Below are 24,106 nucleotides of genomic sequence, written 5' to 3'. Positions count from 1 at the left end.
GCAATAACGACCCAGTTTACTTGAAGGCCGCCGCCGGGTCGGCGTTTTCACTGCCATAGGTACTGGTGCCATAGGTCGTATCGATCTCGATCTTGACGGTATCGGGATCAACGGTGGACAGCCCTGCCTTGTAGTGCATCACGATGCCTGGGAAGATCATGACCGCAGCCACCATGACCAACTGGATCACGATAAAGGGCACCGATCCCCAATAGATCTGCCCGGTCGTCACAGGCTCGATACGTTGACCTGTCACCCTGTCGCGATAGGCGTCCTTGGGCGCCACCGATCGAAGGTAGAACAGGGCAAACCCAAAAGGCGGGTGCATGAACGAGGTCTGCATGTTCACGGCCAGGATGACCCCGAACCAGATCAAATCGATGCCCATTTTGTCGGCCACAGGGGCGAGCAAAGGCACGATGATGAACGCCAGTTCGAAGAAATCGAGGAAGAACGCCAACACGAAGGTCAGCACGCTGACCACAATCAGAAAGCCCCATTGGCCACCCGGCACGCTGGTCAACAGATGCTCGACCCACAGGTCGCCGCTGACACCACGGAAGGTCAAGCCGAATACCGTCGACCCCACCAGGATGAACACCACGAAGCACGACAGCTTGGTCGTCGTGTCCATCGCCTGACGCATCAGATCGAGGGTCAGACGTCCACGGATCAACGCCATGATGATCGCACCAACGGCGCCCATCGCCCCGCCTTCGGTCGGCGTCGCGACACCGATGAAAATGGTACCCAGCACGAGGAAGATCAGGAACAAGGGCGGAATCATCACAAAGGTGACGCGTTCAGCCAACGCCGAGAGCACTTTCAGGCGAAACACTTTGTTGACGATGGCGATCACAAACGCCGTCAGACCCCACAGCAGCAAGCTGAGTACGACTTTTTCGTCAACAGGCGCATTTTCCTTTTCCAGCCACTGCGTCATGAAATACGCAGAAGCGGCCGCAATCAGCATCAACACCAGCAACGAACGACCGCCGCGCGAACCGTTAGGCTCACGGAAGGCGCGAGCCTCTTCGGGCAAGGCCGGAGCTGCCGAAGGCTTGATGACGGCGACCAGAACGACGTACAGAATGTACGAGCCCGCCAGCAAGAAGCCGGGAACCATTGCGGCACGGTACATGTCGCCGATCGAACGACCCAACTGGTCGGCCAGGATGATCAGCACCAATGAGGGTGGAATGATCTGCGAAAGCGTGCCGGATGCGGCTATCACCCCCGAGGCCAGGCGCCTGTCATACCCGTAACGCAGCATGATCGGCAACGAAATCAAGCCCATCGAGATGACCGAGGCGGAAACCACGCCGGTGGTCGCGGCCAACATCGCGCCAACCAACACCACGGCGATGGCCAAGCCACCGCGCAGCGGCCCAAACACCTGGCCGATGGTCTCGAGCAGATCCTCTGCCATGCCTGAGCGTTCAAGTACCAGTCCCATCAAGGTAAAGAAGGGGACCGCCAGCAAGGTATCGTTGGCGACAATGCCGAACACCCGCTGAGGCAGCGCCTGGAACAGGGTAGCGTTAAACAGCCCCAGCTCGATCCCGACCAGACCGTACAGGATCCCGTTGGCGGCCAACGCAAATGCCACGGGAAAACCCAATAGCAAAAATAACACCAAGGTGCCGAACATGAACGGCGCCAAATTTGCGACAAAGAACTCCATGATCATTGGCCCTTGTTTTGTTGTTGCAGGGCCGCCTCGCGCGCCTGCGCTTCACGGGCGATCTCTTCGGCGAGCTCCTCCTCGGCGGACTTGCCTACCTCACGTGCCAGAGGATCAGGGGACTGGCCACGCAAATAGGCCACGCATTTGATCAAACGCGAAACCCCCGCCAGCACCAGCAACCCGAAACCGATTGGAATCATCAGTTTGACCGGCCAGCGAGCCAGGCCACCCGAATTGGAGGATTGCTCGTTGGAGACAAAGGAATCCATGAACATCGGCCACGACAGATACGTAATCAAAATCGCCATAGGCAACAGGAAGAACAACACCCCGAAGATTTCGATGTAGATTTGCGTACGTTTGGAAAGCCGGGAGGACAGAATATCCACCCGGACGTGTTCATTTTTAAGCAGGGTATAGCCCGCGGTCAGCAGGAACATGGCACCAAACATGTACCACTGCAGTTCCAGCCAGGCATTCGAACTGACTTCGAACACCTTGCGGACCACCGCGTTGCCGGCGCTGACCAGCACCACCAACAGGGTGACCCACGTCACGGCTCGGCCAACCCGCAGGTTCAGCGCATCGATTGCGCGTGATAGAGCGAGTAATGCTTTCATGATGGGAATAATGAGCTAGATAGAAGGTCGCAACGATACCAAATACGGCATCGTGCCTGGGCATGCAAGCGCCGCCTGGGGTGGCCGGACGACAGACTTCGGCATGGCGCCGCCGCCAGTCGCCCCTGCTTTTGGCGGGTACGGTAACGAGCGGAAACGGACAATTTTATATCGTCGTGCCCAATCGGCCGTGCCCTACCCCATGCGGCCTGCTTATTTGCCTCGGCCAATGGTCCCCATGAAGCCGTCGAAACTGCCTTCAGCCACACGGAACCACGGGATTTCGTTGTCACGGAACGCCACCATGTCGTCGTAGATCTTTTTGAACATGGGGTCTTTGGCGGAGAACTCTTCGTAGACTTTGACGGCCTCGGCATAGCAGGCGTCCATCACGGGCTTGGGAAAAGCCTTGAGTTGTGCACCCTGGGATACCAGGCGACGCAAGGCGGCCGGGTTTTCCGCGTCGTACGTGGCAATCATGTCGGCCGTGGCGGCCGCAGAAGCCTGCGCCAGCACGTTTTGGTAGTGTTTGGGTAATTTGTTGTACTGCTCTTGATTGACGTACAACGACACCTGCAGCGTACCTTCCCACCAGCCGGGGAAGTAATAGTTTTTGGCGACCTTGTGAAAGCCCAATTTTTCGTCGTCGTACGGGCCAATCCACTCGGCGGCGTCGATGGTGCCCTTTTCCAGCGAGGGATAGATGTCACCACCCGCGATTTGTTGCGGCACGACGCCCAGGCGCGACAACACGGCGCCCGCAAACGCGCTGGCGCGGAATTTCAAGCCCTTGAGATCGTCTACCGTCTTGATTTCATTGCGGAACCAGCCCCCCATTTGGGTACCGGTGTAACCGCAGGGAAAGTTCACGATGTTGTACTTTCCAAATAGCTCGCGCGTGAGTTTCAGGCCGTTGCCATGACGCATCCAGGCGTTCATCTGGCGCGTATTCAGGCCGAACGGCACGGCGCCGTCAAAGCACAAGGCGGGATCTTTGCCAAAGTAATAATACGAAGCCGTGTGACCGCACTCGATGGTGTTGTTCTGAACAGCGTCGAGCACCTGCAATGCCGGCACGATCTCGCCCGCGGGAAAGGCACGAATGGTGAATTTACCGTCGGTCGCTTCGGAAACGTACTTGCCTAGATTTTCACCGCCACTGTAAATCGCATCCGCGCTACGCGGAAAACTGGACGCCAGGCGCCAACTGAGCTTGGGGGACTCTTGTGCCAGAGCGGGAGCGGCAAGAGCGGCGCCGCCAGCGGCAGCACCCAATGTAGCTTTTTTGAGGAACGAACGACGTTGCATGAGGGGAAGTCTCCTGTTTGGAAAACGTTGCAAACGCAGGTCGTTTGTGTGAAACGACTGCGTATACAGCAACTCTTGTTGGAGCTGCTTTTTTTCGTTCGCAATCATATAGCGTCAGTCGATCATTGCCCTCCTGCTGATTACCCTAAGCAAATATGAACGGCGACAACAATTGCGGGCCGCCGTCGGTTTCTTTCAGTTGGAATTCAGCGGGATACTCGATGGCAGACAGGTACAAGCCATCCGGAGGAAACGTCGGCGCAGCCACGCGACGGTCTCGCGCGGCGAGCACGTTCTGCATCCAGGCTACGGATTCGCGCCCTTGGCCGATTTGCAATAATGCGCCCATGATGTTGCGCACCATGTGATGCAAAAAAGCATTGGCGCGAAGGGTAAACACAAGAAAGGGGCCGCGCTCTTGGATGTCCAGCCGATGCATAGTGCGCACCGGATGTCGGGCCTGGCATTGCGAGGAACGAAAACTGGAAAAATCGTGTTCGCCCAGCAACGTCACCGCCGCCTGACGCATCGCATCGACATCAAGGGGCTGAAAGCACCATCCCGCCCGCCCCGCCCAGAGCGGCGGCCTTACACGCCCACGCCAGAGCAAATAAATGTAGGTACGCGAACGCGCCGCAAAGCGCGCATGAAAGTCGTCGGAGACCGGTTGAGCCCACTGTATAGCAATGCTGGGGGGCAAAAAGGCGTTGACGCCACGTACCCAGGATTCGGTCCGTCGCACGAGCGGCGTATCTACATGCACCACCTGCATAGCGGCATGAACGCCGGTATCGGTACGGCCCGCGCATATCGTCGGCACACGGCCGTCAATACCCGCAAAGCGGCCCAGGGCTGCCTCCAGCGTGTCTTGCACCGTTTGCCGATGTGGTTGTGTCTGCCATCCCTGCCAGGAGGAGCCGTCGTACGCCAGCCCCAATGCCATACGCGACATCGTTGTCAAACACGCGGCCTGCGAGGAGACGACTCATCGGTCGGCGGCTGATCCAGATCCAGATTGATGCCATCCAGTTTTCGCGTGAGCAATGCGGGATCCAGCGCAGCCGTTTCCCCATATGAAGAGGCCTCGTCGTCGTCGGCACGACGCGCGCCGACACGACGCAACAACCATGCGATGATCAGGACAATCAACGCCAGCACGGCCGTCACCACGACCAGCAAGTTGTCGGTCAGCCAGTTGCCTGTCGTGGAAGCGTCATTGCCGGCAACGGCAGCGTTATCTTGGCGAGCGGCCTCTGTGCCAGCAGTGTTACTGAGGGGGCCGGAGGCATTGGACGCGGTATTAGGGCTGCCTGTGGCAGCCGAGGAACTCGCCCCGACAGATCCGCTGCTGTTGGCACCCGTCGCGCCTGCTGCGCCAGTCGTGCCTGCTGCACCGGCCGTGCCTGCTGCACCGGCCGTGCCTGCTGCACCGGCCGCGCCTGCTGCACCGGCCGCGCCTGCTGCACCGGCCGCGCCTGCTGCACCTGCTGCACCGGTCGTGCCTGCAGCACCTGTAGCGCCTGCTGCACCTGTTGCACCTGTTGCACCTGTGGCGCCTGCTGTACCTGTGGCGCATGCTGCACCTGTGGCGCCTGCTGCACCGGCCGCGCCTGTAGCGGCTCCACCCGCCGCGTCTCCGCTCCCTACTGCCGCGCCATTTTCCCCCTGCTTACCGGTCGCGTTTGCTGCCTGCTTGAGCGCATCGACGTTGCCTTCCAGGGTCTGCACGCGCTGTTGGGTGTCTTGCAAGGCGCGTGAGTCAGAGGTGCTCGCATCCGCCTTTGCATCGGCGGAATCCGATGCGCTGAGGCGCAAGCGATCTTGCGAGGAAGCGGTGCTCGCTCCACCCGTAGAGGGGGCCGCCGTGACTTGCCCAGCGTTCGCGCCGCCCTCGGCACCGACGGCCGCGGCACCCGCAGCGCCTTCTCCGACGCGACCGCGATAGCTGGCGAATGCCTTGTCGTGCTCTAGGAAAATACGACGCGCCTCGGCGGGGTCAATCGCACGCACGGTGGCGGTATCCGGGATTGTCAGCGTTTCACCGGCACGCACCAGATTCATGTTGTTTTGGATAAAGGCTTGGGGATTTGCCCGCCATATCGCCACCAACATTTGATAAACACTAGCGTCGGAGACCCGATTGCCGCGGGCAATACGCAACAGCGTATCTCCCGCGCGAACGTCAATCGATTTCGCCGATGCGGCGTTGTCGACGCGGCCAGATCCCACGCGCGCGGATTGGACCGTGCCGGCCTCCGCACGCTGGGGCACCAAAATGGTAACTTGAACTTGGCGCTGACCAGAGCTGGATTTCAAATTCAGCAGCAGATCAATCGCAGAAGTCGCCAAAGGCTGCGACGACTCGATGCGTATATCTTTGCGCGAGGCTTGCCCGCTGTCTTGCAGGCTGACGCGTGCACTGTCGAGCGGTACCGGTGGCTGCAACCCCGCGCGTTGCCAGGCGGCGCTATCGGCCAACGAGACTTGTAGCGAGGTGCGCTCTTCGGCGCTCAAGTTATCCAGGGGCACCACGACTTGCAGGGGCGCGCCGGGTGCGGACACCACACGTGAATGGCCCACTATCGCCGCGTGAGCGGTGGTCGCCATCGAAGCGCCCAGGGCTAACGCTATGGCCCAATTCAAGGCTTTGAGGTGTCGAGGTTGCGAGAAACGGCGTGAACGCAAATTCATAGTGGAAAATCCTGCTGGACAAATCGGGTTACCGGCCACTGCTGGGCGCAAGTGTAATAGATCGACCCTGATTCATAAATGCATCAGGGCTTCAGCAAGAGCAAAACGCGACAAAGGCACCCGCAGGTGCCTTTGTCATGCCCGACAGGAGCCGGACAAACCTGAAAATGAACCGGGCCAACCATGGACTCAGTTCGACAACGTGATTCAGGCCTCGGACAGTGCGATACGCAACATACGGCGCAACGGCTCGGCCGCGCCCCACAACAATTGATCACCCACGGTGAACGCACCCAGATACTGGGAACCCATGGACAGCTTACGCAGACGACCCACCGGAATATCCAGCGTGCCTGTCACAGCCACCGGCGTGAGCGCGCGTACGGAGTCTTCTTTGGTGTTGGGTACGACCTTGGCCCATTGCGTGCCTTGGGCAATGAGGGCTTCGATTTCGTCGAGCGGTACATCGCGCTTGAGCTTGATGGTCAGGGCCTGGCTATGGCAACGCATGGCGCCAATGCGCACACACAGGCCATCGATGGGTGTAGCGGGCGTGCCGAAGGCCTCTCCGCGGCCGAGAATCTTGTTGGTTTCGGCCTCGGCTTTCCATTCCTCGCGCGACATGCCATCACCCAGGTCCTTGTCGATCCAGGGGATCAGGTTGCCACCCAGCGGCACCCCAAAGTGCGATTGGGGCAAGGCCGGATCTTGCTGAGCAGCCAACACGCCACGATCGATGTCCAGGATGGCCGAAGCGGGATCGTCGAGCAACGGTCCGACGGCCTGGTTCAGCAGGCCGAACTGCGTCAGCAGCTCGCGCATGTGCTGGGCCCCACCACCCGATGCGGCCTGGTAGGTCATGGAGGTCATCCATTCCACCAGGTCGTTGTTAAACAAACCTGCCAGACCCATCAGCATGCAGCTGACGGTGCAATTGCCCCCCACGAAATTGCGCACGCCACGCTTGAGCGCAGCGTCGATCACCGGACGATTGACCGGATCCAGCACGATGATGGCGTCGTCTTTCATACGCAGGGTGCTGGCGGCGTCGATCCAGATGCCATCCCAACCTGCCGCGCGCAGCTTGGGGAAGACCTCGGTGGTGTAATCGCCACCCTGAGCGGTCACGATAATCGGCAGTTTTTTCAGAGCATCGATGTCGTAGGCATTCTGCAACGGGCCCGCACCGTCTGCCCACAAGGGCGCGGCGCCGCCAGCATTGCTGGTAGAAAAGAATACGGGATCGATCAGGGCGAAGTCGTTTTCGTCGCGCATGCGCTGCATGAGAACGGAACCGACCATGCCGCGCCAGCCGACCAGGCCTACTGCTTGCGTCATGTTTTATGCTCTTGGGTTGGAAAATAAAGAAAAAGCTGCTGATTCCGACAATTTATCAGAATAAGCGGGAGGATGTTGCACTGCGGCGATATTAGGGACAGACTGGACGCCAATGGGCTTGCCCGCGCGAAACGACACAGGCTCGCGATGGGGCTGGGGAAGTCAGACCATAAGTGGCCCGGCGATAAACACCGGGCCACGGATCAAGCGATAGACTCGAGATTAAGCCAGAGCTTTCAGGACAGCGTCACCCATTTGCGAGGTCGACACCTTGGTCGTGCCTTCTTCGTATATATCGGCGGTACGCAGGCCGTTAGCCAACACGGCGCGAACGGCGGTCTCGATGCGATCGGCCGGCTGTGCCAGACCCAGCGAATAACGCAGCAACATGGCAGCAGACAAGATAGTCGCCAACGGGTTGGCAATGCCTTGACCCGCGATATCGGGCGCCGACCCGTGGCTGGGCTCGTACAGGCCCTGCCCCGACGCATTCAACGAGGCCGACGGCAGCATGCCAATCGAGCCGGTCAACATGGCGGCTTCGTCCGAGAGGATGTCGCCAAACAGGTTACCGGTCACGATCACGTCGAACTGGCGCGGGTTGCGCACCAACTGCATGGCCGCGTTATCAACGTACATGTGCGACAGTTCGACATCAGGATAGTCGCGTGCGATTTCGATCACGATATCGCGCCAGAACTGCGAGGTCTCGAGCACATTGGCTTTGTCGACACTGCAGAGTTTCTTGCCTCGCTTGCGTGCGGACTCGAAACCTATGCGCGCGATACGACGCACTTCGGAATCGGCGTAGCGCATGGTGTCAAACCCTTCGCGTTCGCCGGCAAAAGTGCCATCCTCGGCGTTGCGCACGCCACGCGGTGTACCAAAATAGATGTCGCCGGTCAGTTCGCGAATAATCAGGAGGTCCAAACCCGACACGATCTCGGGCTTGAGCGACGAAGCGCTGGCCAGCTCGGGATACAGGATGGCAGGACGCAGGTTCGCAAACAGGCCCAAGGCCTTGCGCAGGCCCAGAATCGCCTGCTCGGGACGGAACTCGCGCGGCAGGCTGTCGTACTTCCAGTCGCCTACGGCGCCAAACAATACCGCGTCCGAATGTCGCGCCAAGTCCAGCGTCGCAGGCGGCAGCGGATGCTCGAATTGATCGTAGGCGGCGCCACCGACAGGCTGTTGCTGAATATCCAGCGGCAAATCGAGTGCGCCCAACACACGAACGGCCTGCTCGACAATCTCGGGACCGATGCCGTCGCCGGGCAACACTGCAATCTTATGCGTCATGAAAAAAACCTATCAATAGAATATTTAAGCGACGGGACGGCTTTCCAGCCACGGATGGCGAGCCAGGCGTTCCGCCTCAAACGCGCGAATCTTGTCGGACTGACGCAACGTCAAGCCGATGTCATCAAAACCGTTGATCAAACAATACTTGCGAAAGGGTTCGATATCGAACTGCAGTTCGCGACCGTCGGCGGCAATCACGACCTGACGCTCGAGATCAATGCGCAGTTTGTAGCCCGGAAAAGCCTTGACCTCGTCAAACAATCGCGCGACTTCGAACTCGGACAGGCTGATGGGCAACAGGCCGTTCTTGAAGCTATTGTTGAAGAAAATATCGGCGTATGACGGCGCGATGATCGCGCGAAAGCCATACTGCGTCAGCGCCCAGGGCGCGTGCTCGCGGCTGGAACCACAACCGAAGTTTTTGCGTGCCAACAACACCGATGCGCCTTGATAGCGAGGCTGGTTCAGCACAAAGTCCGGGTTCAACGGACGCTTGCTGTTGTCCATGCCGGGCTCGCCGTGATCCAGATAGCGCAGCTCATCGAACAAGTTCGGACCAAAGCCTGTGCGCTGGATGGACTTGAGGAATTGCTTGGGAATGATGAGGTCGGTGTCAACGTTCTCGCGATCGAGCGGTGCCACCAGGCCTTCGTGAGTCGTAAATGCTTGCATGATCTGGACCTTAGCGGAAGTTGCGGACGTCGACGAAATGGCCTGCTACGGCAGCCGCAGCGGCCATGGCGGGGCTGACCAGATGGGTGCGGCCACCCTGGCCTTGTCGACCTTCGAAGTTGCGGTTCGAGGTTGATGCGCAGCGCTCGCCGGGCTCCAGGCGATCGGCGTTCATTGCCAGACACATCGAGCAGCCTGGTTCGCGCCATTCAAAACCGGCTTCGATAAAGATCTTGTCCAGGCCTTCGCGCTCGGCTTGCTGCTTGACCAGGCCCGAGCCCGGCACGACCATGGCTTGTCGCACATTGGACGCGACGTGCTTGCCACGTGCCACGACGGCGGCTGCACGCAGGTCTTCGATGCGCGAGTTGGTACACGAACCGATAAAGACGCGATCCACACGGATGTCGGTCAACGGCGTGTTGGGCTTCAAGCCCATGTACTGCAACGCCCGCTCCATGCCGCTGCGACGTACATCGTCTTTTTCACGGTCAGGATCAGGAACGCGAGAGTCCACCGGCAAGACCATTTCGGGCGAGGTGCCCCAGGTCACCTGCGGCTTGATTTCTTGGGCATTGATCTCGACCACGCGATCGAACTTCGCGCCCTCGTCGCTGTGCAGCGTGCGCCAGTAAGCCACGGCTTGATCCCACAGGACGCCGTTAGGCGAGAACGGACGACCACGGAAATACTCGACGGTTTTGTCATCGACGGCCACCATGCCCGAACGCGCACCGGCCTCGATCGCCATATTGCACACCGTCATGCGGCCTTCCATCGACAAGTCGCGAATGGTGCTGCCGCCAAACTCGATCGCGTGGCCCGTGCCGCCCGCCGTACCGATGATGCCGATGATGTGCAACACGACATCTTTTGCCGTACAGCCAAAAGGCAGCTTGCCTTCGACCTTGATCAGCATGCTCTTGCTCTTTTTCATGAGCAGCGTCTGGGTGGCCAGCACGTGTTCGACCTCGGACGTACCAATACCGAACGCCAGCGCACCCATGGCACCGTGCGTGCTGGTATGTGAGTCGCCGCACACGACCGTCATGCCCGGCAGGGTTGCCCCCTGCTCCGGTCCGATGACGTGCACGATGCCCTGGCGCAGATCAGACATGCGAAATTCAGTAATGCCGAACTTGTCGCAGTTGGCATCCAGCGTGTCGATCTGCAGTTTGGAGATCGGGTCGTCAATACCCTGATCGCGATTCAGCGTCGGCACGTTGTGATCGGCTACCGCCAGGTTGGCGTTGATGCGCCACGGCTTGCGGTCGGCTATCGCCAGACCTTCGAATGCCTGCGGACTGGTCACCTCGTGCAACAGGTGACGGTCGATGTAGAGCAAACAGGTGCCATCGGATTCCTGGTTCACGACGTGCGCGTTCCAGAGTTTGTCGTAGAGGGTTTGGGCCATGAGTAGACTCGCGGAATATCCGGGCAGACCGGAGGGAAATCAGAATTGATGTCTCATTATGCCCATGCTCTCAACCTAGTACAACGGCAGCAGTTATCCTAGTATTAAAAGCACTACCTTGAGACTGGTCAGCCTCTATTTCGACTTGCCTATGGCTTGCTGGTACAGCGGCAACACCCGTTCCGAAGCCACCTGTAAGTCGGTAATACGGGTCGCCGCCGAGGGGTGAGTAGACAGAAACTCCGGTGGCGAGCTGCCACTGCTGGCCGCCCCCATTTTTTCCCACAGCGTCACGGCGGCCCGTGGGTCATAGCCCGCCCGTGCCGCCAGTTCCACGCCCATCAGGTCCGCCTCGCTCTCGTGGGTACGGCTATTGGGCAGCGTGAACATCACGTCGGTCAGTTTGCCGCTCAAGTCGGCCGACACGCCGGTCGCAATGGACAGTACGGACAGCCCGAGATTGGTGACCATTTGCTGCGACACACGTTCACGGGCATGTTCGCGTAGCGCGTGCGCAATTTCGTGCCCCATGACCGCGGCCAACTCGGCATCTGTCGGTTTGATCTGGGTCAACAACCCGGTATAGACGGCCATTTTTCCGCCGGGCATGCACCACGCATTGACATCGTCGGACGACAACACATGGACTTCCCATTGCCAATTCGTGGCATCAGGACGGAACGTCCCCACCTGCGCGATCAGGCGTTTAGAGATAGCCTGCACGCGCGAGACTTGTGAGGCGTTGCGATCCAGCGCGCCCTGCGCCTTTGCCTGCTGGATGAGGTCGGCATATTGTTGGCCGGCCTCTTGCTCGATCTCTTGGGCGGGCACCATACTGGACATGTATTGCGTACGCTCGACGCCTATGGCGCCCGATTGGGTCGTTTGTACGCCGGCGCAACCTGTCAGGGCCAAAACGCCGGCCACTGCTGCGACGCCCAGCAGTTTGTGCCATATCGTTCGAGTTCTCGCGTTCATGATGTTTCCTCTTGTACACGTTATCGAGCCGACGCGGCATGCCGCCCATCGGATCCTGTCAGCCGCACTGCCCTCGATGGCGCAGCGCATGATCGATCAGCACCAACGCCAGCATGGACTCGACGATGGGCGTCGCACGGATGCCCACGCACGGGTCATGACGCCCCAGAGTTTGCACCGTGACGGGCTCCCCCTCAGCGTTGATCGAACGGCGCTCCACGCGAATACTGGATGTTGGCTTGATGGCGAGCGATACCGTGACGGGCTGTCCGGTGGAAATACCACCCAGTACCCCGCCCGCATTGTTACCAACAAAACCGTCAGGCGTGATTTCATCGCCATGCTCGGAACCGCGCTGCGTCACGCAATCGAAGCCGGCGCCAATCGACACCCCTTTGACCGCGTTCAGCCCCAACATCACGTGGGCGATATCGGCATCCAGACGATCGTACACGGGCTCACCCCATCCCACCGGGACATTCTCGGCCACCACTTCGATACGCGCGCCTATCGAGTCCCCATCGCGACGGAGTTGGTCCATATAGGCTTCGAGTTCGGGCACGATGGCCGCGTTGGGAGCATAAAAGGCATTAGCCGGAACGTCGTCCCACGACACGAATGGAATCGGGATGGGCCCCAGCTGGCTCATATAGCCCCGCACGCGTATGCCGTGCTGCTCGGCCAGCCATTTCTTGGCGATGGCGCCTGCCGCCACGGTGGGCGCCGTCAGCCGCGCCGAGGAACGACCGCCCCCGCGTGGATCACGCAGGCCGTATTTGCGGGTATAGGTGAAATCCGCGTGACCGGGACGAAAGGTATCGGCGATATTGGAATAGTCTTTGCTGCGCGCATCGGTGTTGCGAATCAGCAGCGCAATCGGCGTACCGGTGGTCACCCCCTGATATACGCCCGACAGGATCTCGACCTGATCAGCCTCCTGGCGCTGTGTCACGTGGCGCGAGGTTCCCGGACGGCGGCGGTCGAGCTCCGCCTGGATATCGGCGGCGTCCAGCGCCAATCCGGGTGGGCAGCCATCCACCACACAACCGATGGCCGGGCCATGCGATTCACCAAAATTGGTGACGCAGAAAAGAGTACCGAGCGTATTGCCAGACATAGACGTTAACAGGTCAGGAAAGCATTAAAAGGCAGGCTTGATTATGACATTGCCCGGGCGCGTACAGGCTCAAACTCACGATGAGCAACTGACCTCGAGGCCGCCCGCCCAATCGGGAGGCAGTGCGGCGTAGCTGTCGTAACCGGCTTTTTCCGTATAAGGATCTCGCAACAGGCGCAACAGGGTATCAATCTCGCTGGCGTCGCCCGCCTTGGCAGCACGAATGGCCTGCTCGGCCAAGTGGTTGCGCAACACGTACAGCGGGTTCACGGCATCCATCGCGTCGGCGCGGGCAGCCGCACCCATGTCGTCCTCCGCGTGGCGGGCCGCCAGGCGTTCGTACCAGGCGCGCGCCGCCTCGCGATCGATGAACAGATCCGCAAACCCCTGCGTTTGCCCGCGAACGGCATCGGCCAGACGACGAAACGTCAAGGTGAAATCCGCGCGCTGCTCGTGCATCAGCTTGAGCAACGCGTCCAACAGCGGCTCGTCCTCGGCGCGCCACTGGCTCAGGCCGAGTTTGGCCGCCATGCGCTGATGAAAGGCCTGCACGAATATCGCTTCGTAACCGTCCAGGACGCCGCGTAGCGCATCGACATCGGACACCAGGGTATGCAGGCTGCCCGCCAGGCGATAGAGATTCCAGAGGGCCACCGAGGGTTGCCTGTTCCACGCGTAGCGCCCCTCGGTATCGGAGTGATTGCACACATGACCCAACTGGAACGTGTCCATGAACCCATACGGCCCATAGTCCAGCGTCAATCCCAGGATGGACATATTGTCGGTATTCATGACGCCATGACAAAAACCCACGGCTTGCCAGTCGGCCATGAGCAACGCCGTACGGCGCGTGACCTCGGTCAACAGGCGCAGCACGTCCCCGTCGGGTCCGGGCACGCCGTTGGCACCCGCGTCCCGGCATTGTGGATAAAATTTGTCGATGACGTAGTCGGTCAATTGCTGCAGTTGTTCAGGCTGACGGCGTGATGACCAATGCTCAAACGAGCCAAACCGCACAAAGCTCGGTGACATGCGCATAACGATGGCGGCGGTTTCGACCGTTTCGCGAACGACGGGGTCATCCGATACCACCACGGCCAGGGCGCGCGTCGTAGGAATGCCCAGCCCCTGCATGGCCTCGCTGGCCAGGTACTCGCGCACCGATGAGCGCAGAACGGCCCGCCCATCGCCCATACGGGAATACGGCGTCATGCCGGAGCCCTTGAGTTGCAATTCCCAATTGCCTTGCGGACCGACAACCTCGCCCAGCAAGTGCGCGCGACCATCGCCCAACTGGCCCGCCCAGACGCCAAACTGATGCCCGCTATAGACCGCAGCCAGGGTCTGCCCGCCCGGCAGAGGTTGCTGGCCCGCACACACCTGCAAAAAATCCTCGGACTGCAGGGCCTGCGGCGACAGACCGATCAACTCTGCGGCCTGCTCATTGGCATGGAGCAAACGCGGCGCGTTCAGCGGCCGGGGCTCGAGACGCGTATAAAAATCGGCGGGCAGCGCGGCAAAGGAATTATCCAACTGGAGTTGAGTTACGGAGTCGACCGTCATGATGAGGACCTCGGCGCGCGGCGCGCGCCATCAGATTGAGCCCGGATCCGTGCGCGTGCGGCCCGCTTGGCGGGCCGCACATACAAAATCGCGGCCAGGAAAAACACGAGCGACAACACGATCTCGATGCCTGCCAACCCGGCCGACAAAGGTGCCGGATCAGACATGGCGCGTACGACGCCCTCCATCAGGTACAGCAACACCAGCATCGACGCCCACTGATAGGTGTACAAATTTCCGCGCAACACACCGCGCAGCGCAAACGCTAATGGCAACGCCTTGAGAAATAGCCACGAGCCGCCCGGCCGGATGGGCGCCAGGACGGTTTCCCATACCACGCACAACAGGATCAGGGCCAACAACGCAACTGACGCCAGGCGCCGAAAATGGGGGTTGAGCTCAGGGTTCATACTGCTATTATCGCCTGATGAGCCACTCTGCCGAGCCGACCGACACACAGTCGAGGCCGCCACCCGCGGCCCGCCCGCGCGTACCCTGGATCACGCGCCTGGGGCAGGTGTTCCGTTTTGCCGCCCAGCGTGCGGCCGAAGAACGGTTACTACAGGTGGCCTCCAGCCTGACATTTACGACCGTGCTGGGCCTGGTGCCCATGCTGGCCGTCGTGTTGTCGTTGTTCACGGCCTTTCCCGTCTTTCAGGATTTTCGCCTCGCGCTCGAGAATTTCCTCACGACCAGCCTGATGCCGCCGGCCGTGTCCGACAACATCATGAATTACCTGAACCAGTTCGCGCGGCAAGCCACACGCCTGACCGCCATCGGTGGGGGATTTCTGGTGGTCACCTCGATCTTGCTGCTAATGACCATCGACAAGACGTTCAACGACATCTGGCATGTGACGCGCCAGCGCCCCCTGCCACAGCGCGCGCTGGTGTACTGGGCCGTAGTCACACTGGGACCTGTTGTCGCGGGTGCGAGCCTGTGGGCCACCTCGTTTCTGGCTCGGGAATCCATGGGGCTGGTACGCGATGTGCCGGAAATCATGAGTCTGGCCATCTCGTTTTTACCCCTGGTCCTCACTGGCCTGGGGTTTGCCGCCTTGTTTGTGGTGGTTCCCAATCGCCACGTGTACTGGCGCGACGCCATGGTGGGCGGTTTTGGCACGGCGATTGTGCTGGAACTCATGAAGGCCGCTTTTGCCTATTATTTGACGACATTTCCGACATATACGGTCATCTACGGCGCCTTTGCCACCCTACCGATTTTTTTGCTGTGGATTTATCTCTCCTGGCTGGCGGTGCTGTTCGGCGCCACCGTAGCAGCCAGTGTGCCGTTGATCCGCCTGGGGCGCTGGCAAATTAATCGCAGCCCCGGCGCGCCGTTCATTGATGCCCTGGCGGTGTTGCGTTCACTACATGCCGCACAAGGGCACCAACCCGCCGGTCGCAGCATGAGTGCGCTGGCCAAACGCCTGCGCCTGCATCATGACGAGCTCAATACTGTCCTGGAGCAGCTCGAACGACTGGGCCTGATTGCCCGCACGGCCGACCAACGCTGGATCCTGGCCTGCGACCCGCGCAAAATCTCGCTAGAACCGATCATCGATCATTTCCTGCTGGATCGACAACAACCCAGACTGCACGACGACCCGCAAATCGTACAAGTCGTGAGCGCCGCATTCGCGGCCAGCGGTGCGCCCACACTGGAAGAACTGGAGCAGCTGGAGCACAATACGTCTATCAAGGCGGCAGCGCCTACACCGCTGCACGCGGGCAAAAATATAAAGTCGGGGGCTTAGCTCCCAGGAGAAGCATCATGTTAAAAGTTAGCGAAATTCTTCGTGTAAAGGGCAATACGCTTTATACGGCCTCACCCGATATGCCAGTCGCTCTCGCCGTGCAAACCATGAGCGAACAAGATATTGGCTCATTGGTCATCATGGAATCGGGCATGCTGACAGGGATGCTGACCTTTCGCGAAATCATCCGTCACCTGCACGACCATACCGACGGCGAATGGGGCAAGACCACCATTCGCTCCATCATGGATGACGCTCCGGTAAGTGTGTCGCCCAATACCAGCGCAGACGAAGTCCAGCGTCTGATGCTGGAAAAACACGCACGCTACATCCCGGTCATGGATGGCCCGACGCTGTTGGGCGTGATTTCGTTCTATGACATGGCCCAAGCCATCGTGGCGGCACAGCAGTTTGAAAACAACATGCTCAAGGCCTATATCCGTGACTGGCCGATGGATGGCACCGCCTCGGCCGAGGCGCCTGATTCACCTGCGCCGGCTGAAAAACGTGAGTAATTGCGCGCGAACGAGCTACTGAGATAATTCAACCGGCTGTTCGCGCATCTGGCCCAGCAAGCTGCGCCACGCGTCGTAAATCAGTCCCGCCTCGTTGGTCGCCAGGCGTGCGGGATCCGACAGCATCCGCCGCCAGCGACGCGCGCCCGATTGACCGTTGACCAGACCCAGCAAAGGGCGCGTCATTACCCTCAGCGGCACACCTCGCGCTACCTGGGCGGCCGCGTACGTCACCATGGCATCCACGACTTGCGCGTCCGTCGGTAAACGGACCGACGGCCAGAGCTGCATCGACACCTCTGAAAGCACACGCGGCGTATGCCACGCCGCCCGCCCAAGCATCACGCCATCAAACTCCTCCGCCGCGGCGACGGACGCCGCCGCATCAGCCAGGCCGCCATTAAGGACGAAAATACTGTCGGGAAAATCCACCTTGAGTTGCCCGGCCAGGTCGTAACGCAGCGGAGGAATCTCGCGATTGTCTTTGGGCGACAGTCCCTTTAGCACGGCGTTGCGGGCATGGACGATGAATACCCGGCAACCGGTGTCGTGAATGGCGCCCACAAAATCGCGGACAAAACCATAAGACTCGTCATAGTCCAGACCCAGACGGTGCTTGACTGTCACCGGGATATCAACGGCGTCCTGCATCGCCTTGATGCAATCCGCCACCAGCGCTGGCTCGGCCATCAAGCAGGCACCAAAAGCGCCACGCTGCACCCGTTCTGACGGACATCCGCAGTTCAGATTGATCTCGTCATAGCCCCATTGCCGGCCCAGCCGCGCGGCCTGCACCAAGGCCTCGGGCTCGCTTCCCCCTAATTGCAACGCCACGGGATGCTCCGTCTCGTCGAAATCCAGATGACGCCCGACATCGCCATGCAACAGTGCACCGGTGGTGATCATCTCGGTGTACAGGCGAGCGCGCGGTGCCAGCAGCCGATGAAAATAGCGGCAGTGCCGGTCCGTCACGTCGATCATGGGAGCGACACACAGCCGCCAATCGGAGGGGTTCAACATTAGTCAATACACGAAAAAGATGTCGTATTTTACGGCGTTAGCCGATATCGGAAGCGTTCGACGCAGGCTCGAGCGGTACGTAGACTAAAATTGTCGCGCATCTCAAGGCGGCGCATCTCCATGGCGCCCACCCAACGCCCAACCCTACTCGCTGATCCATGGCTGTTTTCACCTCTGTTTCCGACAACGACGCTCGGGCCTTGCTGGCCAATTTTGACCTCGGTGACTTGGTGTCGCTACGCGGCATCACTGCCGGTATCGAGAATACCAATTACTTCCTGGTAACGACACGTGGCGAGTACGTGCTGACCCTGTTCGAAGTACTCACCCAGGCTCAATTGCCGTTTTACATCGAGCTAATGCATCATCTGGCATCGCGCGGCGTACCGGTGCCCCAGCCTCAGACGCTGCGCGATGGCAGTCGGCTGACCACGCTACATGGCAAACCCTGCGCCATTGTGACGCGCCTGCCGGGGGGCTATGAGCCTGCGCCTGGCGTGGCCCATTGCGCGCTGACCGGCGCCACGCTGGCGCGCGCCCATCTGGCCGCCCGCGACTTCCCCCTGCGGCAACCCAACTTGCGGGGCCTGGCGTGGTGGATCGAAACAGCCCCCAAAGTCCTGCCGTTTCTCGATCCCGCCCAGACGCGATTATTGACCCAGGAACTGGATGCGCAACAACAGGCGGCCCAAAGCCCTGAATGGCAAAGCCTGCCGGTCGGGCCGGCTCACTGCGACCTGTTCCGCGACAACGTCCTGTTTGCCGGTACATTTGAAAACCCGCTCATGGGCGGTTTTATCGATTTCTATTTTGCCGGGTGCGACACCTGGCTGTTCGATGTTGCAGTGAGTGTCAACGATTGGTGCGTTGAACGGGAGACCGGCGTGTTCATCCCTGAAAAGGTGCAGGCCTGGCTGCAGGCGTACGCCGCCGAGCGCCCCTTTACCGACGCGGAGCGGCAGGTCTGGCCGACCATGCTGCGCGCTGCGGCGCTGCGCTTCTGGGTGTCGCGCCTCTATGACTATTTCCTGCCCCGGCCGGCCCAGACGCTCAAGCCGCATGACCCACGCCATTTCGAACGAGTGTTGCTGGCGCGCCACCGTGAAGACTTGCCTGCCTTGCCCTGAAAGCAATGACACGCATAATGGACTGTAACCTTCTCTTTTGCCCCTGACCGAGACTTATGCAAGCAGCATTCTTACCCGCAACCTATGGCTGGCAATGGGTACGAGACGGCCTGAAGTTGTTCATCAAGCAACCCCTCGCCGTCTTTACCTGGGCCCTGGCCATCAGCCTGCTGGTGATGTTTGCCAGCTTCACGCCGCCCGTAGGCCCCTTGCTTTTCGTGGCACTGATGCCAGTGGTCACGCTGATGACGCTCTCGGCCTGCAAGCATATCGAGGCGGGGCGCATCATGCTGCCCTCTATGTGGCCGCAGCCCCTGACCCGACCTGGCGTCTTCAAGAAAATGATGATCATCGGGGCTCTGTATGCCGGGCTGAGCATCACCGCGGGTCTCTTGACGTTTTTACCGTTTTCAAGCGCGCTGACCGAAGGCATGCGCATCGCCTCGATCGAAAAAGACCTGACCCCCTTTCTGAGTGCCATGCAGGTCCCGCTGATACTGTTCGGCGTGATATATATGGTGATCGCCTCGCTGTTCTGGCACGCGCCCCCATTGGTCGCATGGCATGGCCTGCGCATTACCCAGGCCCTGTTTTTTTCAGGTATTGCCTGCTGGCGCAATAAATGGCCCTTTCTGGTCTATGGCGTGAGCTGGGTGCTGATATTTCTGTTTATTGATCTGTGCGCCGGCATACTGGTCAGCATCGGCCTGTCACCAGAACTCGCCGGCACCATCCAGATCCCGTTCAATATCGCGGCAAGCGGCGTGCTGTACTGTAGTTTCTATCCTGCCTATACCTCGGTATTCGGCATCGAGGATACACACGCCCACCCGGACATCAACGAGATCAATACATAGGCGCACCCGTAAAGTTCAGAAAGCGCGTGCTCGAGCCCTGGAAGGTCAAGCGTACACTGCCAATGGGCCCGTTACGCTGTTTACCGATGATGATTTCGGCCGTGCCCTTATCGGGCGAATCGGGGTTGTAAACCTCGTCACGATAAATAAACAGAATCAAGTCGGCATCTTGTTCGATGGCGCCTGATTCGCGCAGGTCGCTCATCACGGGACGCTTGTTGGGCCGTTGTTCCAGACTGCGGTTCAACTGCGACAGCGCGATCAACGGGCAATTCAACTCTTTCGCCAAGCCCTTGAGAGAACGGCTGATTTCCGAAATTTCGGTGGCGCGGTTTTCCCCGCCGCCATTGCCTGCCATCAACTGCATATAGTCGATGATGATCAGGCCCAACTGCCCACACTGGCGCGCCAGGCGACGCGAACGCGCGCGGACTTCCATGGCATTGAGCGCAGGGGTCTCGTCGATATAAACTTGTGCATCCTGCATCAACTGCACGGCGTGCGTCACACGCGGCCAATCATCGGCTACGAGCTTGCCGGTACGCATACGGTGCTGATCCAGCATCCCGACCGAACCCAGCATACGCATCGCCAACTGCACCGCACCCATTTCCATCGAGAATACCGCGACCGGCAACCCCTGCTCGATCGCCACGTGCTCGCCGATGTTCATCGAGAACGACGTTTTACCCATCGAGGGACGTCCGGCCACAATCACCAGATCGCCAGGCTGCAAACCCGACGTCATCTTGTCGAGATCGGTAAATCCGGTCGGCACCCCGGTCACATCGGAGTCCGAGTCACGATGGTAGAGCTCGTCAATGCGCTCGACCACTTGCGTCAACAACGGCTGGATTTCCTGAAAGCCGTCAGTCCCCTTCTCGCCCTCTTGGGCGATTTTAAAGACTTTGGACTCGGCCTCGTCCAGCAACTGGCGAGCCTCTTTGCCCTGGGGATTCAGTGCCGCCGCGGAGATCTCGTCGGCAATGGAGACGAGCTTGCGCAGCATCGCGCGCTCGCGCACGATCTCGGCATAGCGGCGAATATTGGCGGCCGACGGAGTGTTGTGCGCCAGCGCGTTCAGATAAGCCAAACCACCGGTATCTTCGGCTTTGCCCGCACTGACGAGAGACTCGTTGACGGTAATGACGTCGGCCGGCCGCGCCAAACTGATCAAGCGCGCAATATGGTGCCAAATCAGCCGATGGTCGTGACGATAGAAGTCTTCTTCGGACAGAACATCGGCGATGCGATCCCAGGTGGCATTATCCAGCATCAAACCTCCCAGGACCGATTGCTCGGCCTCCACAGAGTGCGGGGGGACGCGTAGATAATCTAATTGGGAATCAGCAGGAGTATTCATGACTGAGAACTATATACCTTGTGCGGCGCACATAGCGGCAAAAAACAAAAAAGCCGGCACCCTCGCCGGCTTTTTTACTAGGTGTAAAACGCGCTGGCGCTTTAGACCATTTCGCCTTCGACCAGCACGGTCACGTCAACTACCACGTCAGCATGCAACGCGAGCTGGATGGGATATTCACCCACGGCCTTCAGCGGGCCATTGGGCAGACGTACTTGTGCTTTTTCGATGTCATCGAAACCGGCCTTTTTCAGGCTGTCAGCGATGTCAGCGTTGGTCACGGAACCAAACAAACGGCCATCAACACCGGCCTTTTGCTGGATCTTGACTTGGTAATCGGCCAGACGGCCACTCAAGGCTTCGGCGATAGCCAGCTTTTCGGCCTGGATTTTTTCCAGTTCGGCGCGACGGACTTCGAATTCCTTCAGCGCAGCGGTGGTCGCACGGCGAGCAATTTTCTGAGGAATCAAAAAGTTGCGGGCGTAACCATCACGCACCCGGACGACTTCGCCCAGGTTGCCCAGGTTGACGACTTTTTCGAGCAGGATAACTTGCATTTCAGTGCCCCGGATTAGTTGTGGTTGTCGGTGTAAGGCAACAGGGCCAGGAAGCGCGCACGCTTGATGGCGCTGTCCAGCTGACGCTGGTAGTGAGCCTTGGTGCCGGTCAAACGAGCCGGGATGATCTTGCCGTTTTCTTGCACGAAGTCGCGCAGCGTATCCAGATCCTTGTAATCGATCTCTTCAACACCAGCAGCGGTAAAGCGGCAGAACTTACGACGCTTGAACAGCGGGTTCTGCTGCGTGAATTTACGTTTTTCTTTGCGTTTTCCGAAGAAAGCCATGATGTGCCTCTTAGTCTAGCTGGGCCGGGGGGTTACCCTTGCCCAAAATCTTGTGTCTGAATCCGAGTCGCCTGCTATGCCACCAACGGGTCGTGCCCTGCACTACCAGCAACCTTACGGGCCCGCTGCAAATGCAGCTTGACCTTTACCGAGTCTTTGCGGGCAGCGGCCAAAAAGCCCTGTACCTGCAACTCGGTCCCCAGAGGGGTGCCGGCCAACAGTTGCGCTAGATCGCCTATGGCCACGGCGGTTATCGTGAGTTCGACGCGGCGCGGATGGCCTGCTTCGACGACTTCCGATTCGTGAGCCAGCAGCATTTCCAGTGCTGGCACGCCGGCGGGGGTATGGCGCAGAGGTCCGCATTCGAGAACGCGAGCGCTGAGTTCCAGGTTATTCATCCGCCGATACGTGGTGAAAACAACAGTCTTGCCGGGTTATTGAGCCTGAGCCTGAGCAGGGGCCGCAGTTTCGGCGCTGGCCTTGCGGGCCTCTTCGCGCTCGACCGACTTCATCATGATCGAGGGCGTGGTCTGGGCCTTTTTGGTCTTGATGACCAGGTGGCGCAGAACAGCGTCGTTGTAGCGGAACGAGTGCTCGAGCTCATCCAGCGTGGCTTGGCCGCACTCGATGTTCAGGCAGACGTAATGAGCCTTGACGAGCTTTTGAATGGGGTAAGCCAGTTGGCGGCGACCCCAGTCTTCCAGGCGATGCACGGTACCGCCTTGGCCGCTGACAAGCGCCTGGTAGCGCTCGACCATGGCGGGCACTTGCTCGCTTTGGTCCGGATGGACAATGAACACTACTTCGTAGTGACGCATAGGTAAAACTCCTTGAGGATGTCTTGCCAGGCGCGGTGGCGGGCAAAAACCCCACACACCGCCCCGCAAGGGGCAGCCCGCTACCCACAAAAACCATGAGTAATCGAGCAAGAAAGCCTTTGATTATTGCCGATTTTTCCGTTCTGCGCAAGAACGCAGGCACACTGACCGGCACCGCGACCACCATAGGAGGTCAACGGTACGGTAAAACCCAACCCCTGCCACGCGACGGCTTAGCCCTCTACGACGGCGTAAGCAGAGTGGTTGTGAATCGATTCGAAGTTTTCGGCCTCGACGCGGTAGCGCGATACACCGGGATGGGCCGTCAAGCGAGCCGCCACATCGCGCACCAGGTCTTCGACGAACTTGGGATTGTCATAGGCGCGTTCGGTGACGAATTTTTCGTCCGGACGCTTGAGCAGACCCCACAATTCGCAGGAACCCTCGTCTTCAACCAGGCGAATGATGCGATCCATGGACACGTCTTCGTGGAACACGGCCGACACCGTCACGTGCGAGCGCTGGTTGTGCGCGCCGTATTCCGAAATCGCCTTGGAACACGGGCACAGGCTCGTCACCGGCACTTGCACTACCAACTCAAACTCGACCTGGTCGCCTGCGGCACGCGCGATCCACTGCACCTCGTAGTCGAGCAGGCTTTGCACACCCGACACCGGAGCCGATTTGTTGATGAAGTACGGAAACGCCGCGGTGATATCGCCACGCTCGGCATGCAACAACGGCAGCATTTCGCGCGCCATGGTCGAGAATAACGCCGGCGTCATTGGCACGCTGCGGTATTTTTCCAGCAGCGCCACAAAACGCGACATGTGCGTGCCTTTTTCTTCGGCGGGCAGCGCAACCGTCAATGTCCAGTTTGCCACGGTCGCCTGAGGCGTGCCGTCGGCGGCTTGCACCAACATGGGATGCCGCACACCACGGATGCCTACACGCTGAATCTGGATGTGCCGCGTATCAGCCGAGCTCTGGACATCGGGCATCACGAGGGCGGAATCGATCGGAGAATTCATAGAGTTACCTGTCAGGGCAAAAAAGTAGAAAACATCTACGCCCTGAAATATGTCAAGGCAGCCATTATTACCGAAAAGACGGCTG

The 24,106-nt window shown here is 59.7% G+C and carries 24 protein-coding genes; 4 read left to right on the top strand and 20 right to left on the bottom strand.

Going from position 1 to position 24,106, the window contains the following annotated elements; translation table 11 throughout:
• Positions 1 to 16: 16 nt before the first annotated feature.
• The 13 genes from ACYVDM_RS15600 to ACYVDM_RS15540 form a co-directional block, all read right to left on the bottom strand.
• Positions 17 to 1,684: a TRAP transporter large permease gene (locus ACYVDM_RS15600; RefSeq protein ID WP_415792420.1), complete on the bottom strand. Its 1,668-nt coding sequence runs from the start codon at positions 1,682 to 1,684 to the stop codon at positions 17 to 19.
• 2 nt (positions 1,685 to 1,686) lie between these two features.
• The gene (locus tag ACYVDM_RS15595; RefSeq protein ID WP_415792421.1) at positions 1,687 to 2,307 is read right to left on the bottom strand and encodes a TRAP transporter small permease subunit; all 621 of its coding nucleotides are present in this window, start codon (positions 2,305 to 2,307) and stop codon (positions 1,687 to 1,689) included.
• A gap of 213 nt (positions 2,308 to 2,520) precedes the next feature.
• Positions 2,521 to 3,615 (bottom strand): TRAP transporter substrate-binding protein, encoded by a 1,095-nt coding sequence (locus tag ACYVDM_RS15590; protein WP_415792422.1) that lies wholly within the window; start codon positions 3,613 to 3,615, stop codon positions 2,521 to 2,523.
• A 145-nt stretch (positions 3,616 to 3,760) separates the two neighbouring features.
• On the bottom strand, positions 3,761 to 4,567 hold the full coding sequence (gene truA, locus ACYVDM_RS15585; protein WP_415792423.1) for a tRNA pseudouridine(38-40) synthase TruA: 807 nt from the start codon (positions 4,565 to 4,567) through the stop codon (positions 3,761 to 3,763).
• Positions 4,568 to 4,572: 5 nt separating this feature from the next.
• Entirely contained in the window at positions 4,573 to 6,306 is a 1,734-nt protein-coding gene (locus tag ACYVDM_RS15580; protein ID WP_460475420.1) for a type IV pilus assembly protein FimV, read from the bottom strand.
• Positions 6,307 to 6,513: 207 nt separating this feature from the next.
• Positions 6,514 to 7,644: an aspartate-semialdehyde dehydrogenase gene (asd, locus tag ACYVDM_RS15575; protein WP_415792426.1), complete on the bottom strand. Its 1,131-nt coding sequence runs from the start codon at positions 7,642 to 7,644 to the stop codon at positions 6,514 to 6,516.
• 222 nt (positions 7,645 to 7,866) lie between these two features.
• Positions 7,867 to 8,943, bottom strand: a complete 1,077-nt coding sequence (leuB, locus tag ACYVDM_RS15570) for a 3-isopropylmalate dehydrogenase (protein ID WP_415792427.1) — start codon at positions 8,941 to 8,943, stop codon at positions 7,867 to 7,869.
• Positions 8,944 to 8,967: 24 nt separating this feature from the next.
• Positions 8,968 to 9,618 carry a 3-isopropylmalate dehydratase small subunit gene (gene leuD, locus ACYVDM_RS15565; protein ID WP_415792428.1) on the bottom strand — a complete coding sequence of 217 codons (651 nt, stop codon included), beginning with the start codon at positions 9,616 to 9,618 and terminating at the stop codon, positions 8,968 to 8,970.
• A gap of 10 nt (positions 9,619 to 9,628) precedes the next feature.
• The gene (gene leuC, locus ACYVDM_RS15560; protein ID WP_415792429.1) at positions 9,629 to 11,032 is read right to left on the bottom strand and encodes a 3-isopropylmalate dehydratase large subunit; all 1,404 of its coding nucleotides are present in this window, start codon (positions 11,030 to 11,032) and stop codon (positions 9,629 to 9,631) included.
• Between the two features lie 135 nt (positions 11,033 to 11,167).
• Positions 11,168 to 12,010 (bottom strand): M48 family metallopeptidase, encoded by an 843-nt coding sequence (locus ACYVDM_RS15555; protein WP_415792430.1) that lies wholly within the window; start codon positions 12,008 to 12,010, stop codon positions 11,168 to 11,170.
• Positions 12,011 to 12,068: 58 nt separating this feature from the next.
• Complete coding sequence (gene aroC / locus ACYVDM_RS15550; RefSeq protein WP_415792431.1) at positions 12,069 to 13,127, bottom strand: chorismate synthase; 1,059 nt, start codon at positions 13,125 to 13,127, stop codon at positions 12,069 to 12,071.
• 75 nt (positions 13,128 to 13,202) lie between these two features.
• On the bottom strand, positions 13,203 to 14,690 hold the full coding sequence (locus ACYVDM_RS15545) for a protein adenylyltransferase SelO (protein WP_415792432.1): 1,488 nt from the start codon (positions 14,688 to 14,690) through the stop codon (positions 13,203 to 13,205).
• Complete coding sequence (locus ACYVDM_RS15540) at positions 14,687 to 15,100, bottom strand: DUF2069 domain-containing protein (RefSeq protein ID WP_415792433.1); 414 nt, start codon at positions 15,098 to 15,100, stop codon at positions 14,687 to 14,689. Before ACYVDM_RS15540 ends, ACYVDM_RS15545 begins: the two co-directional genes overlap by 4 nt.
• Before the next feature lie 17 nt (positions 15,101 to 15,117).
• Here ACYVDM_RS15540 and ACYVDM_RS15535 point away from each other — a divergent pair, with 17 nt between their 5' ends.
• Together ACYVDM_RS15535 and ACYVDM_RS15530 are read left to right on the top strand one after the other, a co-directional pair.
• Positions 15,118 to 16,446, top strand: a complete 1,329-nt coding sequence (locus ACYVDM_RS15535; RefSeq protein ID WP_415792434.1) for a YihY family inner membrane protein — start codon at positions 15,118 to 15,120, stop codon at positions 16,444 to 16,446.
• A 17-nt stretch (positions 16,447 to 16,463) separates the two neighbouring features.
• Positions 16,464 to 16,961: a CBS domain-containing protein gene (locus ACYVDM_RS15530; protein WP_415792435.1), complete on the top strand. Its 498-nt coding sequence runs from the start codon at positions 16,464 to 16,466 to the stop codon at positions 16,959 to 16,961.
• Between the two features lie 15 nt (positions 16,962 to 16,976).
• Here the strand turns inward: ACYVDM_RS15530 and dusA are convergent, their stop codons facing one another.
• Positions 16,977 to 17,978 (bottom strand): tRNA dihydrouridine(20/20a) synthase DusA, encoded by a 1,002-nt coding sequence (dusA, locus tag ACYVDM_RS15525; protein ID WP_415792511.1) that lies wholly within the window; start codon positions 17,976 to 17,978, stop codon positions 16,977 to 16,979.
• 161 nt (positions 17,979 to 18,139) lie between these two features.
• Between dusA and ACYVDM_RS15520 the strand changes: the two genes are divergently transcribed.
• Positions 18,140 to 19,108, top strand: a complete 969-nt coding sequence (locus ACYVDM_RS15520) for a homoserine kinase (RefSeq protein WP_415792436.1) — start codon at positions 18,140 to 18,142, stop codon at positions 19,106 to 19,108.
• 56 nt (positions 19,109 to 19,164) lie between these two features.
• Positions 19,165 to 19,965 carry a BPSS1780 family membrane protein gene (locus ACYVDM_RS15515; RefSeq protein WP_415792437.1) on the top strand — a complete coding sequence of 267 codons (801 nt, stop codon included), beginning with the start codon at positions 19,165 to 19,167 and terminating at the stop codon, positions 19,963 to 19,965.
• Here ACYVDM_RS15515 and ACYVDM_RS15510 read toward each other — a convergent pair.
• The 6 genes from ACYVDM_RS15510 to folE2 all read right to left on the bottom strand — a co-directional run bounded on the left by ACYVDM_RS15510 (position 19,955) and on the right by folE2 (position 24,021).
• Positions 19,955 to 21,328: a replicative DNA helicase gene (locus ACYVDM_RS15510; RefSeq protein WP_415792438.1), complete on the bottom strand. Its 1,374-nt coding sequence runs from the start codon at positions 21,326 to 21,328 to the stop codon at positions 19,955 to 19,957. The genes ACYVDM_RS15515 and ACYVDM_RS15510 overlap by 11 nt on opposite strands.
• A gap of 101 nt (positions 21,329 to 21,429) precedes the next feature.
• The gene (rplI, locus tag ACYVDM_RS15505) at positions 21,430 to 21,885 is read right to left on the bottom strand and encodes a 50S ribosomal protein L9 (RefSeq protein WP_415792439.1); all 456 of its coding nucleotides are present in this window, start codon (positions 21,883 to 21,885) and stop codon (positions 21,430 to 21,432) included.
• Between the two features lie 14 nt (positions 21,886 to 21,899).
• Positions 21,900 to 22,172: a 30S ribosomal protein S18 gene (gene rpsR / locus ACYVDM_RS15500; protein WP_094822013.1), complete on the bottom strand. Its 273-nt coding sequence runs from the start codon at positions 22,170 to 22,172 to the stop codon at positions 21,900 to 21,902.
• Between the two features lie 74 nt (positions 22,173 to 22,246).
• Positions 22,247 to 22,570 (bottom strand): primosomal replication protein N, encoded by a 324-nt coding sequence (gene priB / locus ACYVDM_RS15495; RefSeq protein ID WP_415792440.1) that lies wholly within the window; start codon positions 22,568 to 22,570, stop codon positions 22,247 to 22,249.
• Between the two features lie 36 nt (positions 22,571 to 22,606).
• A complete protein-coding gene (gene rpsF / locus ACYVDM_RS15490) occupies positions 22,607 to 22,990 on the bottom strand; it encodes a 30S ribosomal protein S6 (RefSeq protein ID WP_415792441.1) in 384 nt (127 codons plus the stop codon).
• Between the two features lie 233 nt (positions 22,991 to 23,223).
• Positions 23,224 to 24,021, bottom strand: coding sequence for a GTP cyclohydrolase FolE2 (gene folE2, locus ACYVDM_RS15485; protein ID WP_415792442.1), 798 nt, complete (start codon positions 24,019 to 24,021; stop codon positions 23,224 to 23,226).
• Positions 24,022 to 24,106: the final 85 nt, after the last annotated feature.

It is taken from the genome of Bordetella tumulicola, assembly GCF_054779135.1.
This window is presented reverse-complemented; position numbering and strand designations above follow the sequence as displayed.

What these genes read in the sequence shown, in the direction of transcription:
- ACYVDM_RS15510 (WP_415792438.1), bottom strand. Translation starts at nt 21,328, where the DNA reads ATGAATACTCCTGCTGATTCCCAATTAGATTATCTACGCGTCCCCCCG.
- leuD (WP_415792428.1), bottom strand. Translation starts at nt 9,618, where the DNA reads ATGCAAGCATTTACGACTCACGAAGGCCTGGTGGCACCGCTCGATCGC.
- ACYVDM_RS15555 (WP_415792430.1), bottom strand. Translation starts at nt 12,010, where the DNA reads ATGAACGCGAGAACTCGAACGATATGGCACAAACTGCTGGGCGTCGCA.
- ACYVDM_RS15580 (WP_460475420.1), bottom strand. Translation starts at nt 6,306, where the DNA reads ATGAATTTGCGTTCACGCCGTTTCTCGCAACCTCGACACCTCAAAGCC.
- truA (WP_415792423.1), bottom strand. Translation starts at nt 4,567, where the DNA reads ATGTCGCGTATGGCATTGGGGCTGGCGTACGACGGCTCCTCCTGGCAG.
- ACYVDM_RS15535 (WP_415792434.1), top strand. Translation starts at nt 15,118, where the DNA reads ATGAGCCACTCTGCCGAGCCGACCGACACACAGTCGAGGCCGCCACCC.
- asd (WP_415792426.1), bottom strand. Translation starts at nt 7,644, where the DNA reads ATGACGCAAGCAGTAGGCCTGGTCGGCTGGCGCGGCATGGTCGGTTCC.
- leuB (WP_415792427.1), bottom strand. Translation starts at nt 8,943, where the DNA reads ATGACGCATAAGATTGCAGTGTTGCCCGGCGACGGCATCGGTCCCGAG.
- ACYVDM_RS15530 (WP_415792435.1), top strand. Translation starts at nt 16,464, where the DNA reads ATGTTAAAAGTTAGCGAAATTCTTCGTGTAAAGGGCAATACGCTTTAT.
- ACYVDM_RS15590 (WP_415792422.1), bottom strand. Translation starts at nt 3,615, where the DNA reads ATGCAACGTCGTTCGTTCCTCAAAAAAGCTACATTGGGTGCTGCCGCT.
- ACYVDM_RS15520 (WP_415792436.1), top strand. Translation starts at nt 18,140, where the DNA reads ATGGCTGTTTTCACCTCTGTTTCCGACAACGACGCTCGGGCCTTGCTG.
- rpsR (WP_094822013.1), bottom strand. Translation starts at nt 22,172, where the DNA reads ATGGCTTTCTTCGGAAAACGCAAAGAAAAACGTAAATTCACGCAGCAG.
- ACYVDM_RS15595 (WP_415792421.1), bottom strand. Translation starts at nt 2,307, where the DNA reads ATGAAAGCATTACTCGCTCTATCACGCGCAATCGATGCGCTGAACCTG.
- leuC (WP_415792429.1), bottom strand. Translation starts at nt 11,032, where the DNA reads ATGGCCCAAACCCTCTACGACAAACTCTGGAACGCGCACGTCGTGAAC.
- ACYVDM_RS15600 (WP_415792420.1), bottom strand. Translation starts at nt 1,684, where the DNA reads ATGGAGTTCTTTGTCGCAAATTTGGCGCCGTTCATGTTCGGCACCTTG.
- ACYVDM_RS15515 (WP_415792437.1), top strand. Translation starts at nt 19,165, where the DNA reads ATGCAAGCAGCATTCTTACCCGCAACCTATGGCTGGCAATGGGTACGA.
- ACYVDM_RS15540 (WP_415792433.1), bottom strand. Translation starts at nt 15,100, where the DNA reads ATGAACCCTGAGCTCAACCCCCATTTTCGGCGCCTGGCGTCAGTTGCG.
- priB (WP_415792440.1), bottom strand. Translation starts at nt 22,570, where the DNA reads ATGAATAACCTGGAACTCAGCGCTCGCGTTCTCGAATGCGGACCTCTG.
- ACYVDM_RS15545 (WP_415792432.1), bottom strand. Translation starts at nt 14,690, where the DNA reads ATGACGGTCGACTCCGTAACTCAACTCCAGTTGGATAATTCCTTTGCC.
- folE2 (WP_415792442.1), bottom strand. Translation starts at nt 24,021, where the DNA reads ATGAATTCTCCGATCGATTCCGCCCTCGTGATGCCCGATGTCCAGAGC.
- rpsF (WP_415792441.1), bottom strand. Translation starts at nt 22,990, where the DNA reads ATGCGTCACTACGAAGTAGTGTTCATTGTCCATCCGGACCAAAGCGAG.
- aroC (WP_415792431.1), bottom strand. Translation starts at nt 13,127, where the DNA reads ATGTCTGGCAATACGCTCGGTACTCTTTTCTGCGTCACCAATTTTGGT.
- rplI (WP_415792439.1), bottom strand. Translation starts at nt 21,885, where the DNA reads ATGCAAGTTATCCTGCTCGAAAAAGTCGTCAACCTGGGCAACCTGGGC.